The sequence below is a fragment of the Flavobacterium sp. P3_A6 genome (assembly GCF_056403035.1).
The window spans coordinates 89,377-106,757 of record NZ_JBFUGG010000019.1 but is presented as its reverse complement, the minus strand read 5'-3'; the positions used below and the strand labels follow the sequence as shown (position 1 = coordinate 106,757).

Annotated in this window: 8 protein-coding genes; 6 read left to right on the top strand and 2 right to left on the bottom strand. The window is 36.9% G+C overall.

Features of this window, described 5'->3' with window-relative positions; genetic code table 11:
• A partial coding sequence (locus AC1DVP_RS16595; protein ID WP_477184601.1) for a beta strand repeat-containing protein occupies positions 1–6,264 on the bottom strand: 6,264 nt, incomplete at its 3' end.
• Positions 6,265–7,897: 1,633 nt separating this feature from the next.
• Here AC1DVP_RS16595 and AC1DVP_RS16590 point away from each other — a divergent pair.
• From AC1DVP_RS16590 to AC1DVP_RS16565, 6 genes are all read left to right on the top strand, one after another.
• Complete coding sequence (locus tag AC1DVP_RS16590) at positions 7,898–8,383, top strand: SixA phosphatase family protein (RefSeq protein WP_477184600.1); 486 nt, start codon at positions 7,898–7,900, stop codon at positions 8,381–8,383.
• A gap of 10 nt (positions 8,384–8,393) precedes the next feature.
• Positions 8,394–10,469, top strand: a complete 2,076-nt coding sequence (gene ppk1 / locus AC1DVP_RS16585) for a polyphosphate kinase 1 (RefSeq protein WP_477184599.1) — start codon at positions 8,394–8,396, stop codon at positions 10,467–10,469.
• Positions 10,470–10,510: 41 nt separating this feature from the next.
• Positions 10,511–11,401, top strand: a complete 891-nt coding sequence (locus tag AC1DVP_RS16580; protein WP_477184598.1) for a Ppx/GppA phosphatase family protein — start codon at positions 10,511–10,513, stop codon at positions 11,399–11,401.
• A gap of 33 nt (positions 11,402–11,434) precedes the next feature.
• Positions 11,435–11,998 carry a Crp/Fnr family transcriptional regulator gene (locus AC1DVP_RS16575; RefSeq protein WP_477184597.1) on the top strand — a complete coding sequence of 188 codons (564 nt, stop codon included), beginning with the start codon at positions 11,435–11,437 and terminating at the stop codon, positions 11,996–11,998.
• A 75-nt stretch (positions 11,999–12,073) separates the two neighbouring features.
• Complete coding sequence (locus AC1DVP_RS16570) at positions 12,074–12,652, top strand: NAD(P)H-dependent oxidoreductase (protein WP_477184596.1); 579 nt, start codon at positions 12,074–12,076, stop codon at positions 12,650–12,652.
• A gap of 392 nt (positions 12,653–13,044) precedes the next feature.
• Positions 13,045–16,140 (top strand): starch-binding protein, encoded by a 3,096-nt coding sequence (locus AC1DVP_RS16565; RefSeq protein ID WP_477184595.1) that lies wholly within the window; start codon positions 13,045–13,047, stop codon positions 16,138–16,140.
• Between the two features lie 57 nt (positions 16,141–16,197).
• On the opposite strand, the gene AC1DVP_RS16560 is transcribed toward AC1DVP_RS16565, so the two are convergent.
• Positions 16,198–17,373: an L-lactate MFS transporter gene (locus AC1DVP_RS16560; protein ID WP_477184594.1), complete on the bottom strand. Its 1,176-nt coding sequence runs from the start codon at positions 17,371–17,373 to the stop codon at positions 16,198–16,200.
• Between the last annotated feature and the right edge of the window lie 8 nt (positions 17,374–17,381).

Sequence of the window (17,381 nt, the reverse complement as noted above, 5' to 3'; positions counted from 1 at the left end):
GGCATCGCCGCTTTGCATCGCAATAGCTGATAATCCGGCATGAGGATCTGCAACAGCTACATTGTGCAGACTCACGTTACCGGGATTAGTCACGGTAAAGGTATAAGTCACTACGCTGCCGACTGCCAGAGCTGCGCATCCATTTTCTCCAACTGCAATATCATTGGTTTTCACTAAAGCGATACCAGGATTAGTGCAGATAGGAATTACATTAGGATCGTTGTTTGTTGGCAGGTTGCCCGATTGGTCGGTTACTATTGCATCATTTGGCGCAGTACCATTGACTGTGGCCTGATTGGTAATAGATCCGCTGTCAATATCTGCTTGGGTCACATTATACGTGGCTTTATAGATCCATGTTTCGCCAACCTCCAAAATGCTGTTACTGTTGGCATCGCCGCTTTGCATCGCAATAGCTGATAATCCGGCATGAGGATCTGCAACAGCTACATTGTGCAGACTCACGTTACCGGGATTAGTCACGGTAAAGGTATAAGTCACTACGCTGCCGACTGCCAGAGCTGCGCATCCATTTTCTCCAACTGCAATATCATTGGTTTTCACTAAAGCGATCTTAGGAGATTGAGTTAGTTGCGTAATAGTACAATCAAGACAATCAGTTTTGATTGGACAAGAAGTGCAAGGAGTAGGGTCAGAAGAAGTATCTGTTACAGGATTGTCTTTTGGATCTTTTGCAGTTGCAGTTGCCAAATTGTAGACATAACCTGTATCAATATCTCCTTGAGTAATGGTATGTGATCCGGAGAATGTAGTTGAATCGGTTGCTCCAACAGCAAGTGTAGCTATTGGTCCGCCGGTAATTATGGCATTGTTATCGGTAACTGTTACATTCGTTAGTGTTACATTCCCAGTATTTTTAACAACAAAATTATAAGTAACCAGATCACCTACATTAGTTATTCCATCGTGGTTGTTATCTACATAAGTGCCGTCTTTGGTGATTGTAATTTCAGGAAATTGAATTAATAGTGTTTCAGTAGGTATGTCATTATTGACTGCTGTTCCAGATATATCTGTTACGTCTTTATTTTCAGTATCTTTCCCTAAAGCAGTAGCAGAGTTTATTACTTTTCCGGCATTAATATCATTCTGCGTCAATGTATAAGTACCGGTTACAGTATTGTTTGTACCTCCGGCTGTAATTAAAGCTATTGGATTTCCAGTAATATTTATTGCACCAAGTAAGGGGTCGCTGATAGTTATATTGGATACATCTACATTGCCAGTATTAGTTACTGTAAATGTGTAATTGACTTTTTCACCAACTTGAGCAAAACCATCTCCATTGGTATCAATAAAAAGACCTTTTTTAACAAGTGCAATTCCTGATTCGGTAATAGTATATACTTTATTTATTGTACAGCCTTTAGCATCTTTTATTTCCACTGAATAAGTGCCTTTTGGCAAATTACTTAAATCTTTTGTTGCAGCAAGATTTGACCAAGTATAAGTGTAAGGAGAAGTACCACCCGCAACAGTTTGAGTAATAGAGCCATTACTGCATCCGACGCAGTTATTGTTATTTATAATTACAGCGGTTGCGCTTAAAACAGCAGTTGGCTGTGTAATTGTTACAGCCTGAGTTGTAGTACATCCGTTAGCATCTTTTACAGTAATAGTATAAGAACCGACAGTAAGACCGCCGAATACACCGCTTGGCACAAAGGTTATTCCGTCTTTAGCATAAGTATAAGGGGAAGTTCCGTTAGCCCCAGCCACTGTTACGCTTGCAGTATTGTCTCCAAAACAAAATACATTGGTCTGTGCAGTAATGGATGCGGTAAGGGCAGCTGCCGGCTGTGTGATGGTTACAGCCTGAGTTGTTGTACATCCGTTGGCATCTTTTACAGTAATGGTGTAAGAACCGGCAGTAAGTCCGCTGAATGTGCCGCTTCCCACAAAGGTTACAGCATTTTTAGAATAAGTATAAGGAGCAGTTCCGTCGGCACCCGCCACTGTTACGCTGGCGGTATTATTGCCAAAGCAAAGCACGTTGGTTTGCGTTGTGATTGATGCGCTTAAAGCAGCTGCGGGCTGAGTTATGGTCACGGCTTGTGTTGTGGTACAGCCGTTTGCATCTTTTACAGTAATGGTGTAAGAACCGGCAGTAAGTCCGCTGAATGTGCCGCTTCCTACAAAAGTTACAGCATTTTTAGAATAAGTATAAGGAGCGGTTCCGTTGGCACCAGCCACTGTTACGCTTGCGGTATTATTGCCAAAGCAAAGTACGTTGGTCTGAGCTGTGATCGATGCGGTAAGCGCAGCTGCCGGCTGTGTGATGGTTACTGATTGTGTTGTGGTGCATCCGTTGGCATCTTTTACGGTGATGGTGTAAGACCCTGCGGTAAGTCCGGTGAATGTGCCGCTTCCTACAAAGGTTACAGCGTCTTTAGAATAAGTATAAGGTGCAGTTCCGTTAGCACTTGCCACTGTCACACTTGCAGTACTGTCTCCGAAACAAAATACATTAGTTTGTGCAGTGATGGATGCAGTAAGTGCTGCTGCTGGCTGTGTGATGGTTACTGATTGTGTTGTAGTACATCCGTTGGCATCTTTTACGGTGATGGTGTAAGACCCTGCGGTAAGTCCGGTGAATGTGCCACTTCCCGCAAAGGTTACAGCGTCTTTAGAATAAGTATAAGGTGAAGTTCCGTTGGCTCCTGCTACTGTCACGCTTGCAGTACTGTCTCCGAAACAAAATACATTAGTTTGTGCAGTGATGGATGCAGTAAGTGCTGCCGTTGGCTGTGTGATAGTTACGGCTTGAGTTGTGGTACAGCCGTTGGCATCTTTTATAGTGATGGTGTAAGAACCTGCAGATAGACCGCTGAAAGTACCACTCGCAACAAAGGTTGTTCCATTTTTAGAGTAAGTATAAGGTGAAGTTCCGTTAGCACCTGCTACTGTCACGCTTGCAGTACTGTTTCCAAAACAAAGTACGTTGGTTTGCGTTGTGATTGATGCGCTTAAAGCTGCTGCGGGCTGAGTTATGGTCACGGCTTGTGTTGTGGTACAGCCGTTTGCATCTTTCACTGTAATGGTGTAAGATCCTGCAGTAAGTCCGCTGAATGTGCCGCTTCCCGCAAAGGTTACAGCGTCTTTAGAATAAGTATAAGGTGCAGTTCCATTGGCCCCAGCCACAGTTACGCTAGCCGTATTGTTGCCAAAACAAAGCACGTTGGTTTGTCCTATGATCGATGCGCTTAAAGCTGCTGCCGGCTGAGTGATAGTCACTCCCTGTGTTGTGGTACACCCGTTGGCATCTTTTATAGTAATGGTGTAAGAACCTGCAGTAAGTCCGCTGAATGTGCCGCTTCCCGCAAAGGTTACAGCGTCTTTAGAATAAGTATAAGGTGAAGTTCCGTTGGCACCTGCTACCGTCACGCTTGCAGTACTGTCTCCGAAACAAAATACATTAGTTTGTGCAGTGATGGATGCAGTAAGTGCTGCCGTTGGCTGTGTGATAGTTACTGCCTGTGTTGTGGTACACCCGTTGGCATCTTTTATAGTGATGGTGTAAGGCCCTGCAGTAAGCCCGCTGAATGTGCCGCTTCCCGCAAAGGTTACAGCGTCTTTAGAATAAGTATAAGGTGAAGTTCCGTTAGCCCCAGCGACAGTTACGCTAGCCGTATTGTTGCCAAAACAAAGCACATTGGTCTGTGCAGTGATCGATGCGCTCAATACTGCTGCCGGCTGAGTGATAGTCACGGCTTGTGTTGTGGTACACCCGTTGGCGTCTTTTACCGTAATGGTGTAAGAACCTGCAGTAAGCCCGCTGAATGTGCCGCTTCCGACAAAGGTTATTCCATCTTTAGAATAGGTGTAAGGAGAAGTTCCGTTAGCCCCAGCGACAGTTACGCTGGCTGTATTGTTGCCAAAACAAAGCACGTTGGTCTGTCCTGTGATCGATGCGCTTAATGCTGCTGCCGGCTGTGTGATAGTCACGGCTTGCGTAGTGGTACAGCCGTTGGCGTCTTTTACCGTAATAGTATAAGAACCTGCAGTAAGCCCGCTGAATGTGCCGCTTCCAACAAAGGTTATTCCATCTTTAGAATAGGTGTAAGGAGAAGTTCCGTTAGCCCCAGCGACAGTTACGCTTCCCGTATTGTTGCCAAAGCAAAGCACGTTGGTCTGTGCTGTGATCGATGCGCTCAATGCAGCTGCTGGCTGGGTGATCGTTACGGCCTGTGTTGTGGTGCATCCGTTGGCGTCTTTTACCGTAATGGTGTAAGATCCTGCAGTAAGTCCGCTGAATGTGCCGCTTCCGACAAAGGTTATTCCATCTTTAGAATAGGTGTAAGGAGAAGTTCCGTTAGCCCCAGCCACTGTTACGCTGGCTGTATTGTTGCCAAAACAAAGCACGTTGGTCTGAGCTGTGATCGATGCGCTCAATGTGGCTCCCGGCTGCGTAATGGTTACAGCCTGCGTTGTGGTGCATCCGTTGGCGTCTTTTATTGTAATAGTGTAAGGCCCTGCGGTAAGCCCGCTGAATGTGCCGCTTCCAACAAAGGTTGTCCCGTCTTTAGAATAGGTATAAGGGGAAGTTCCGTTGGCTCCGGCCACTGTTACGGTGGCTGTATTGTTGCCAAAGCAAAACACGTTGGTCTGAGCTGTAATTGATGCGCTTAAACCTGCGCTAGGCTGATTAATGGTTACTGAATTGGTTCGGTTGAAACAGTTATCGCTTACGGTCAAGGTATAAATCCCCTGTGGAAGATTGCTTACAGTTGCGGTGGTTCCCACAACTACATTGCTTGAGTTTTTCCAGGAATATGTTACGGTTCCCACAGCGTTTGTCACTGTTCCGGCTGTCACCGATCCGGTGCTGTCACCAAAACAGAAAGCATCAGTTTTAGAAGAAGCCCCAAGGGCCAAAGTAGTACTTGGTTCGGTAATGGTTACTTGTTCTGTATCGGTACAACCTTTGGAGTCGGTTACGGTTACTGTATATGTTCCTGCACCAAGTCCAGTTGCTGTTGCGGTAGTTTGAACAGGGGTGGTGTTCCAGCTATATGAATATGTAGGAGTTCCTGAGGTTGCTGAAGCAGTTGCTGAACCGTTAGTTCCGCCATTGCAACTTGCGTTCACAACAGAGCCAATAGCAGCTATGGGCATAGGATTAATCGAAACAGATGTGGTTACTGTTTTTGGACAGCCACCAGTTGAGAACGAGTAAGTAACTGTGTAAGTACCAGTCGTACTATTGGTAATGTCAATTTGTCCAGTGGTTGAATTAATAATTAGTCCTGATGGAGCTGAAAATGTTCCTCCGGTAACTCCGCTTAAGGATACATTCGCAAGTCCTTCGTTTTTACAAAAACTGCCGTCACCATAACTGATGCTAGCGGTTCCTAAAACCAATTTTATTGGATAAGGACCTGCAAAATCATCTAATGACGCTGATGGTGAATTCGAAGATTTTGTTTTTATTAAAACGGAGCCAAATTCTGCTCCTGCACATGGATCGCTAAGTGTCAAGAAAGCACTAATGTTTATTGCAGCCTCAACAAATTGGGAGGCAGTATATTGACTTGTACCAAAAGCGGTTCCCGTCATTGTGTCCACAATACCCATGTTTGTTTGCCCAAAAGCATTAGTGGCAGAGTCGGTTACCAATGAATACCCAGACCCATTCCATCTGTAAAATTTTACATTAGCCGCACTACCACCGTTAGAATATTCAACCGAAAGTAAAATGTCTCCAACGGTTCTTCCACCGGCTAGCGTAAAGCTCCCACCGGCATTCGCAGACATTGGGTTTTTAAAAAATTCAAAATCAATATAACTGGTTCCAGTTGTTACCAATCTATCACTGGCAATAATTAACCATTGGTTATTGCTTGTGTCAACTCCCAAGTGTATCAAAACATTATTGATATCTCCTTTTCCTCCAGGTTTTGAGTTTGTCCAGCTCCATAGGGTATTTGGGTTATCGTCAAATTTTCCACCACCAGTAAAAATATTGTCGCCAGTGGAATTATATGCATCTGTAAATCTGTAGGTTGTTACCGTGTTTACGGCGCTTCCATCATTATTGAATACAAATTGACCTGAACCACCAGTCCCTGATATCCAGTCGCCTACATCTGCAGTTGGGGTGTTTGCCTTAAGATTACCGTCAATACCAAAACCATTATATGGGAAAATAACAGGTGCTGTTTGAGCAACTGCTGAAGAAAAACTTATAAAACTTAAGACTAAAAGTGTAACTAATTTTGTTGAATGAGTAAAAATTGTTTTCATTTTTAATTATTTTAAGGTTAATAACCTAAATGGTATAAGAAAAAATTCTAAGTAATTATTATGGAGCCAAATAATAAGGCATACCAAATGAGTAATTACTTTAAAGTATTTACATATAATGAGATGAAATAATGAAATAATAAGTATATTGATTAGAATTCAATATATTGAAACGTATAGTATGTAATACATTCCTTCAGGAGGTGCACCTTTAAATTTTCCATTTTTTTCTGTTTGATGATGTACATCAAAAGCAGATTTTATAAAAGTTGTTATGGAATTAAAGACCGATATGGATGTACATGAAATTTCAAATGGGAACGCCCATATTTTATTTTCAAGAAAGGAAGATGAAAATAGGATTGTTTTTTGAATAGTATTCGAAAAAAAATCTTGTAATTTGTTTAGAGTAGTTTTGAGTATCATAATTTTTGATTTTTAGGTAAGTAAATAATTGGAATGACTTGAGTTTTATAATTTTTAAATCTTTGATTTGAAAATCAAATCTTAATAAATAGTGAGTAGGGATGTTTTTTTAATCTTGATTCAGATTTGGGTACTGAATCAAAATTTTATGTGTATGAAATAAATAAAACAGATGTACTTTTTGATTTCTATCTTGATTCAGATTTGGGTACCGAATCAAAATTCTACGTGCGTGAAATAAATAAAAAACAGATATACTTTTAATCTCTATTTTGATTCAGATTTAGGTGCTGAATCAAAATTCTAGGTGCATGAAATAAATAAAAACAGATATACTTTTAATTTCTATTTTGATTCAGATTTAGGTGCTGAATCAAAATTCTAGGTGCATGAAATAAATAAAAACAGATATACTTTCTAATTTTCCTTTTTGATTCAGATTTGGGAACTAAATCAAAATAATATTATTTTCTAATTATTAATAACTAGCGTAAAGCTTAAGTATTTTTTATGAGATTAATTTTTTTTTCAAAAAATTATTGTCATATCGGTAATTTGTATGTCAAATATAGAAAGAATGTTTATATTAAAATATGTTTCCCTTTGAAAAACCTAAATAATCGTTGAAGAGTTTGGTGTGTAAGAATTTATATTTGAAAAAGCATAAATATTTTGATAATATAATAAACGAATTGTTAATTAATTTTTATTTACATAAAAAATATGTGCTAATTATATGAATAATTAAATGTGAATTTTCAAATAATCATATAAGGCCATAATGTTATTAATTTTGCTTAAGAATAAAATTTTCTAAATAAAAGCATGATTTATTAAATGATTTGATTGTATGAAAAATTTTGGACTTCCAAAATTTTCATTTATCCAGTGAACAGTTTTATTTTTATAAATCTAACTTTTGAGGAGTGCGTCCATGTTTAGTGTGTTTATTTATAGGTCTTTGTAAAGTTTTTAATATGTTAAGGCAATTCGAAGACAGCCAAAAGGCTTTAATTTCAAATAAAAATTAAGTTCAATATTCTAAAACTTTTTTGTAAATTGTAATTCMCTAATGATTTTGCTAAGTGTTTTAATCATAAATTATTTAGTTTAATTGTAATAATTTGATTTCTAAAATTCATTTTTAGAAAGTAGGCTCTGTGTTTTTAACACTGTTATTGTATTTAAAAAAATAATATTTCAATATATGAAAAACTTAATCTTAATTCGGCACGCAAAGTCAAGCTGGGAAGCTCCTTTACATGATAAGGACAGGCCTTTAACCTCACAAGGGATGCAAAACGCCCATTTGGTTTCGTCACATATTAGTAAAGTTTTGCCAAAAACATATACTATATGGAGCAGTACTGCCGAAAGAGCTGTAGAAACAGCAATGATTTTTGCGCAGAATATAAATTTTCCTTTAGAAAGCATTATTTACAAAGATGACCTATATACTTTTGATGAAAGAAAATTAGAAAAGATCATTAAATTAGAAAGTAATGGTAATGATAACATAATAATATTCGGGCATAACGAGGCTATTACAAATTTTGTTAATAAATTTGGAGATGTTTACATTGATAATGTGCCTACGGCCGGATTTGTCCATATAGAATTTGATAATGAAAGCTGGGACGCAATTAGTAATGGCAAAACAAAAAAAACAGTATTCCCCAGAGATTTAAAATAAATAAATAAAAGTGTTTGAACAAAAATATATTGATAGAGAGAAAAGCTGGCTGGCTTTTAATGCCAGAGTACTTCAAGAAGCTTCGGATGATACAGTGCCTTTACTCGACAGACTACGGTTTTTAGGAATATTTTCAAATAATTTGGATGAATTTTTTAGAGTCAGATTTGCAGCTATCAGACGATTAAGTTTGAGTGGCATCTCTGGCGAAAAATATTTTGGCGGGGTAACTGCACAACAATTAATTAAGGATATTACAAAAATTGTTATTCAGCAGCAGTCCGAAAGTTTAAGAATACTTAATAATATCGAAGAACGGCTAGAAACCGAAAATATCTTTATTATTCATGAAAATGATATTAATAAAGAGCAAGAAATTTTTTTAAAAGATTTTTTTATACAAAAGCTAAGTCCGGAGCTGGTAACAATTATTTTGAATGATCTGGCAGAATTTCCAATTTTAAAAGATTCATTAGGATATTTGGCAGTAAAACTTGTGATGAAAAAAAATCAGGAAGTGCGTTACGCTATCATTGAAATGCCTAAAATGATTAATCGTTTTGTCGTATTGCCTTCAAGTAACGAAAAGCAATATGTTATTCTGATTGATGACGTTATCCGAATGCATTTGAGCAGTATTTTTAATATTTTTAATTATGAAAGCGTTTCGGCTCATATGATAAAAATCACCAGAGATGCCCAATTAGACATTGATAGTGATTTGAGTAAAAGCATGCTCGAAAAAATATCTACCAGTGTTAAGGACAGAAGAATAGGGGAGCCAGTGCGTTTTATTTATGATCAGGAAATTAGCAAGGATACCCTTAAATTTTTTCTTGACAAAATGAACATCGATTCTACTGACAGTATTATTCCTGGAGGAAGATATCACAATAGAAGGGATTATATGGATTTTCCTAATCTTGGGAGATTTGATTTGTTATATAAAAAAAATGATCCGCTTCCAATACCCGGATTAAGTCTTGAAGGAAGCATTCTGGGGAAAATTGCTGAGAAAGATTATTTATTGAACGCTCCTTATCAGTCGTTTTCCTATTTAATTAAATTTTTGCGTGAGGCCGCTTTGGATCCCAAGGTAAGCTCAATTAAAATTACATTATACAGATTGGCTAAAAATTCTCAAATTATCAGCTCATTAATTAATGCTGCTAAAAATGGAAAGAAAGTAATTGTCCAAATCGAATTGCAGGCCCGTTTTGATGAAGCCTCAAATATTTCTTATGCAGAGCAAATGCAGACCGAAGGCATAGAACTCATATTTGGCATAAAAGGATTGAAAGTTCATAGTAAAGTCTGTGTAATTGAAAGGCATGAAAAAAATAAAATTAAAAGATATGGATTTATTTCTACTGGAAATTTTAATGAATCTACGGCCAAAATTTATACAGATGTAACACTTTTTACATGTCATCCTCAAATTTTGAAAGACATATCTAAAATATTTGATTTTTTTGACACAAATTATAAAGTACAGCGTTATAAACATCTTATTGTCTCGCCACAGTACACTAGAAATCGCTTTACAAAATTAATTGACAGAGAAATTGCCCATGCTTTGGCTGGCAGAAAGTCTTACATGAAATTAAAAATGAATAGCTTGTCTGACTTAGCTATGATTGATAAATTGTATGAAGCAAGTAATGCAGGTGTGAAAATTCAATTAGAAGTGAGAGGCATTTGTTCCTTAATTCCGGGAGTTAAAGGTTTAAGTGAGAATATTGAAGCTATTAGTATTGTAGATAATTACTTAGAGCATTCAAGGCTTTATATTTTTGGCAACGCCGGATTTACAGAAGTATATATTTCTTCTGCAGATATAATGACCCGAAATATTGATGCAAGAGTCGAAGTAACCTGCCCAATTTATGATCAGGAAATAAAAAACGAATTGATTGATAATTTTGATATTGGCTGGAAAGGAAATGTAAAAGCCAGATATCATTCTTATAAACTGGATAATAAATATAGAGTCAGAGGTGATAATCCAATTTTCAGGGCACAATGGGAAACCTATAAATATTACCAGCGAAAAGTGGAACTGATTGAAGAATTGAAAGAAGATTAAAATAACGCTAACATACAGAATTAAATCGCATCCCAGAGAATATGATTAAAATTAAAAAATATGCTGCTATTGATATTGGATCGAATGCCATGCGTTTATTGATTACCAATATTGTAGAAGAAGATGATAAAGACCCGCAATTTAATAAAAGTTCATTAGTTCGTGTACCTATCCGTTTAGGACAGGATGCTTTTACTGTTGGTGAAATTTCTCCTGAGAATATAGATCGAATGGTCGATGCTATGAAAGCTTTCAATTTGTTAATGAAAGTGCATAAAGTAGAACGCTATATGGCATTTGCTACATCAGCTATGCGTGAAGCCTATAATGCCAAAGAGGTTGTCGCTTTGATAAAAAAGAAAGCAGACATCAAAATAGAAATTATTGATGGTAAAAAAGAAGCAGCAATAATTGCTTCAACAGATTTACATTATTTATTAAAAACAGATGAAACTTATTTGTTTGTTGATGTTGGCGGCGGCAGCACAGAATTTACATTATTTTCTAACGGAAAAATGGTGAATTCAAGATCGTTTAAAGCGGGAACCGTTAGGCTGTTAAATGAAATGGTTTGTGATGTTGTTTGGGAAGAAATAGAAAAATGGATTAAACAAAATACTGCTGATTACGAAGAAGTTACTTTGATAGGTTCAGGCGGGAATATCAATAAATTATTTAAAATGTCTGGAAAGCTACAGGAAAAACCTTTGTCATACATTTACATAAATTCTCAATATGCTTATTTGAATTCCTTGACTTATGAGCAAAGAATCTCTCAGTTAGGACTGAATCCTGATAGGGCTGACGTTATTGTGCCTGCAACCCGTATTTATTTAAATGCAATGAAGTGGAGCGGAGCCAGACAGATTTATGTCCCAAAAATTGGACTGTCAGATGGTATTGTAAAAGCGATGTATTATGGCAAAATTTAATTGCAGATAAAAATTGAGTAGAATTAATCAACCATGGTAAAGACTTTTCAATATTTATTTCAATTAAATTCAGAAGAAAGCCAGCTTTTAAATAGCCTGATTACGTACAGAAAACTTAAAAAAGGCGACTATTTGATTTCTGAGGATCAAGTATGCAATGAAATTGTATTTGTGAAATCCGGAATTTTGCGCTCCTTTTTTATCAATTCAAAACAAGATGAAATAACCAATTGTTTTACTTTTGAGAATGAGTTTATGACTGCTTTTTCGAGTTTTATTACGCAGAGTCCAACTGATGAGAACATTCAGGCGATTACGGATTGTGAGTTGGAAGTAATTGATAGAGCGGCCGTAGAAAAACTTTTCAATTCCAGTTTAAGATGGGCTGATATTGGCAGGAAAATTGCCGAAAATGAAGTTGTCAATATGCATAGCCGCATCTCATCTTTACAAAAAAAATCTTCAATGGAAAGGTACGAAACGCTGTTTGTAAATCATCAAAAATACCTTCAATACATTCCGCTGATTTATTTAGCATCCTATTTGGGAGTTTCTACAAGACATTTAAGCCGCATTAGGCAAGCAGTTGTATTTTAGGACATTTGTCCTGTTTTTAAAAATAAGTATAGGATATTTTTGTTAAAAATAATTAAAACAATAAATATCTGTCTAATGAAAAATATCTTAATAATAAATGGGCATCCCAATCCTTCGAGTTATAATTTTGCCTTGGCTGAATCATATAAAAATGGAGCTTTGGATGCTAAAGCAAATGTTGAAACCATTGTCGTTGCTGATTTGAATTTTAACCCCAATTTGGCTTACGGCTACCAGAAAAGAATAGATTTAGAACCTGATTTGGCTGATGCGTGGGAAAAAATTAAAAAAGCAGATCATTTAGTATGGATTCATCCCGTTTGGTGGGGTGGTCTGCCTGCAGTTACCAAAGGATTTATCGACAGGCTGTTTTTGCCTGGAATGGCTTTTCAATATCGGGAAAATTCGGTTTGGTGGGACAAATTATTGAAAGGAAAAACGGCTCGCATCATCACTACACTAGATCAGCCGAGCTGGTATTATTTTTTGTTTAACTCAAAACCGAGCATTAACCAATTAAAAAAAACAACATTAGAATTTTGTGGTGTAAAACCAGTTAAAGTCACCTATGTTGGGATTATAAAAACTTCTGATGAAAAACAACGTGAAAAATGGCTTAATAAAATTTTTCAATTAGGAAGACAGCTTGAATAATTTTTTTAGAAAATATATTGCTTAAAGTTTAAAAAATTAATAGACAAATGCAAGGCTCAAAACTTATCTAAGTTTTGAGCCTTTTTTTATATAATATCATTTGTTGGTTGCTGTTTTTAATTAACTGATATTCATTTGGTTGTTTTGTGGTTAACTTTTTATTAACAAGAATTTAAACTACAACGTTAGAGTGTTAATTATTATTCTTTTTTTAGAGAAATAAAATTAAATGCKTAAAAAACAATGTTGTTTATTGTTAATTTCACATAATATTAACCAAATATTAATTAAAAAATAACCTTATKAAATTAAAAAACTATTTTTTATTATTCTTGTTTTTCMTTTTTCAGACATTTGTTTTTTCACAAACAAAAGCGACTGGAAAAGAAGTAATGATTCAAGGATTTCATTGGACTACTGATGTATCTGCCACGAAATGGTATGAAGTAATCAAAAGCAACTCTTCAACTTTACAGACTGCAGGTTTTGATGCAATTTGGCTTCCGCCACCAAGTAAATCAACAGGAGGAATGGGGTATATTCCAACTGTATGGTATGATTTGAATAATGCGCAAGGGACTCAGGCACAATTAGTGTCTTTAATTACTGATTTGCATTCAAAAAACATTAAAGTAATTGCTGATATTGTAATTAATCATCGAGGCGGAACCTTAGGATGGTATGATTTCTCAACACCTTCCTGGAATACACCGGCTGAGACTTGGTCTATTTGTAACACTTCCAATATAAGCGCTAGTGGGCAAAAAGGCACTGGCAATCCTGATTATGATCCAGTTGCTGCAGGCTTAAAATCAGCAGGCGAATCAGGTTCATTTTCTGCAGCTAGAGATTTAGATCATTCTAATGCATCGGTTAGAGACGGAATTAAAACTTGGATGAACTGGTTGAAAAATGATATAGGTTTTGACGGATGGCGCTATGATTTTGTGCATGGATATGACGGTAAATACATCAAAGAGTATAATGATGCTACAAATCCCTATTTTTCAGTTGGTGAATTACTGGAAGGCGACAGAAACAGAATAGTAAAATGGATGGATTATACAAAAGCAGGGACAGCAACTGCTTCATCTGCCGCTTTTGATTTCTCTACCAAGAGCGCTTTACAAAATGCTTTTAAAGATAATAATCTGAGTTATTTAAAGGATGGATCTGGAAAAGCATCCGGATTGATAGGAGTGTGGCCATCAAATGCAGTAACAATGTTAGATAATCACGACACGGGGCCAAAACCTTATGGACAAGACTTGTGGATTTTTCCTGGAGATCAAGTGCTAAAAGGATATGCATATTTATTAACTCATCCAGGCACACCTATGGTTTGGTGGCCGCATTATTTTAATTGGGGCATCAAAAATGAAATTGATGCAATGATTAAAATCAGGAAAGATAATGGTTTAAGCAGTACCTCAGCCTTGAATATAGTTACTGCTACAAATAACTTATATGCAGCTATTATTGATGATAAGGTGGCTATGAAATTAGGTTCAGATAATTGGTCCCCATCTGGAACAGGCTGGACTTTGAAGTTATCCGGGACAGGTTTTGCTATTTGGGATAAAGGTACAGTTGCGGATGTGCCTAGTTTAACAAATTCACAGGCCGGAGGGACGTTTTCTACAGGAACGACAGTAAATGTAGTATTGACTGCAAATAATGCCTCCTCAACTATTTATTATACATTAGACGGAACGACTCCAACTACAGCGTCACCTTCAGCTGTTGGAACAAAAACACTTTCCATTACTGCAAATACTACTTTGAAAGCTTTTGTCAAAAATGCTGCTAATGTCAGTTCTACTGTGTATTCAGAGAGTTATACTTTTGCTAGCGTGCCAACATTTACAGTTTATTTTAAAAAACCGTCAGCATGGGCCTCTACAATAAAAATTTACTATTGGGGAATTACAGGAACTGCTCCAGCAGTGACTTGGCCTGGAGTTGCCATGACGCAAGATTGCGGAGATTGGTATACATATACTTTCCCATCAACAGTAAGTGCATCCAATATCATTTTTACTGATGGCACTTTGAAAACTACTGATTTAACAGCTACAGCCGGAATTAAATTTTATGATTCGGCTTGGTTAAGTGCAGAACCTACAAACAGATGTCCAGTTGTTGCTCCTGATTTGACAATATTGCAAGCTGGAGGAACTTTTACAACTGGAACGACAGTAAATGTTGTTTTGACTGCCAATGTAAATACATCAACAATCTACTATACTTTGGATGGAACGACACCTACTACAGCTTCAGCGTCAGCAGTTGGAACAAAAACACTTTCTATTACTGCTAATACAACTGTAAAAGCTTTTGTTCAAAATACAACTGGTACTTCTTCTGCAATAAAAACTGAAACCTACACTTTTAGCACTCCAAGTACATTTACTGTTTATTTTAAAAAGCCATCGGCATGGGCTTCAGCAATAAAAATTTATTATTGGGGGACTACTGGAACTGCATCAGCAGTGACTTGGCCGGGAGTTGCCATGACACAAGATTGTGGAGATTGGTATTCATTTACATTTCCATCGACAGTTAGTGCATCCAATATTATTTTTAATGATGGAACTTTGAAAACTACTGATTTAACAGCTACAGCCGGAATTAAATATTATGATTCGGCTTGGTTAAGCGCTGAACCTGTCAACAGATGCCCAGTTGTCGCGCCAGATTTGACAATTTTGTCTGCAGGAGGAACATTTTCTACAGGAACGACAGTAAATGTGGTATTGACTGCCAACGTAAATACATCAACAATCTATTATACTTTGGATGGAACAACACCAACTGCTTCTTCGGCATCGGCTGTTGGAACAAAAACACTTTCGATTACTGCCAATACTACTGTAAAAGCATTTGTTGTAAATACGGTAGGAACATCTTCGGCAGTAAAAACAGAAGTTTATTCCTTTGTTAGTGTTTCAACTTTGACGGTTTATTTTAAACCTCCAACTACATGGACAGGAACACCAAAAGTACATTATTGGAATGCGGTTCCAGCAGGAAGTGCTGCTAATACTACTTGGCCTGGTGTGTCAATGACTGCAGATGCAAATGGTTTTTATAAATATACAATAACTGGGCCTGCATCTATTAATTTGATTTTTAATAATGGTTCTAGTGGAACTGCCAATCAAACAGCAGATTTGTTAAATAAAACAGATGGATATTCATATACTTGGGGAGCTAGTACTGCTAAACTTGGAACAAAAAAGGAGGAAGTAGTCACAAAAAGTACATCAGCAGCATTATATCCAAATCCAGTTAGTAATGTATTGCAAATTAATTCTGATGTAACTGCTTTGGATTATCAAATTCTATCTAACAATGGAACAAGAGTTCAAGCTGGAAAGGTAAATAGCAATACTATTGATGTAAATAGTTTGCCTTCGGGTCTTTATTTTGTTAAGATTCATTTTAAAGATGGTCAAGAATATTTGCAAAAGATTATAAAAAAATAAGCACTGATTTTAAATTTAAAAAGCTCAAACTAAGATTAAGTTTGAGCTTTTTTTGTATTATGATGTAACTGGCTTTAGCAATAATGTCTTGAGCCATAAGCCTACAAACAAAGCTACCAGCAGTAATACTGCAAATAAATAGAAAATAGAAATATCAGTTGTTAAGCCCAATAGTAATGGACCGGCAAATGCGGCGCCGGACCATGCTGTTAAAATATAACCGAGTACCGGGCCGTATTTATCAGCTCCAAAAATATCTTTTACAAATGACGGCATTGTGGCAAATCCAGCACCATAACCCGCAATTATAATAAAGGTTAATGTTTGAAATGAGATTTGATTTGTTGAAAAAGTAGGTATTAAAGCAAAACAGACTGCATTGATTCCGATAAAAATCATAAAAGTTGTCCAACAGCCGATTTTATCTGAAATACTTGACCAGAACAAACGCCCAATTCCATTAAATAAACCTATAATGGCGACAAAAATAGTTGCTTGTGCGGTACTCATTCCAACAACTTCTTCTCCAAGAATTGCTGCTTTTGAGATAATGGCAATACCTCCACACACATTTAAAAATAATAATAGCCATAACGCAATAAAACGTTTATCAGTAATTATTTGTTTTGCAGTCAAATCTTCATGTGAATGTTTATTATTGGAGATACTTGTTGGGTTGGCTAGATATAAAGCGCTTCCCAGCATACAAATTCCGTAAGCAATTCCTAAAACTCCAAATGCTCCGGTCAATCCCATTGAAGCACATAGCGGCCCGATTAAAAAAGACGTGAATAAAGATCCCAACGCAAATGACATAATAATTATGCCTGATGCGAGTCCGGGACGATCAGGAAACCATTTGACAACAGTATAAACGGGCACAATATATCCAAATCCCAAACCGATACCCTGCAGTACTCCAAATGTCAAATAAAATAAATAAAGCGAACCAATTTTTACAGCCAATGCACTGCCTAATAATCCAATTGCTAAAAATGTTGCGGCAATTAATCCTGCTTTTTTGGGGCCAATTTTCTGAGCAAATTTACCCATAAAAGCAGCTGTCAGCCCTAAGAAACAAATGGCTAAGCTAAATCCTGTTTTGGTATCGTGGGCATCCCAGTTTAATTCTTTGGATAAAGGCTCTATCCATTTGCTGTAAGCATAAATTGATCCTATTGACAATTGCATGATCATTCCTGCCAATACTATCAAATATTTATTTTTTGACATAATCGTAA

Bases quoted from the DNA above. Each gene is read 5' to 3' on its own strand.
- AC1DVP_RS16590 (WP_477184600.1), top strand. From the start codon at position 7,898: ATGAAAAACTTAATCTTAATTCGGCACGCAAAGTCAAGCTGGGAAGCT.
- AC1DVP_RS16580 (WP_477184598.1), top strand. From the start codon at position 10,511: ATGATTAAAATTAAAAAATATGCTGCTATTGATATTGGATCGAATGCC.
- AC1DVP_RS16575 (WP_477184597.1), top strand. From the start codon at position 11,435: ATGGTAAAGACTTTTCAATATTTATTTCAATTAAATTCAGAAGAAAGC.
- AC1DVP_RS16570 (WP_477184596.1), top strand. From the start codon at position 12,074: ATGAAAAATATCTTAATAATAAATGGGCATCCCAATCCTTCGAGTTAT.
- AC1DVP_RS16565 (WP_477184595.1), top strand. From the start codon at position 13,045: ATGATTCAAGGATTTCATTGGACTACTGATGTATCTGCCACGAAATGG.
- AC1DVP_RS16560 (WP_477184594.1), bottom strand. From the start codon at position 17,373: ATGTCAAAAAATAAATATTTGATAGTATTGGCAGGAATGATCATGCAA.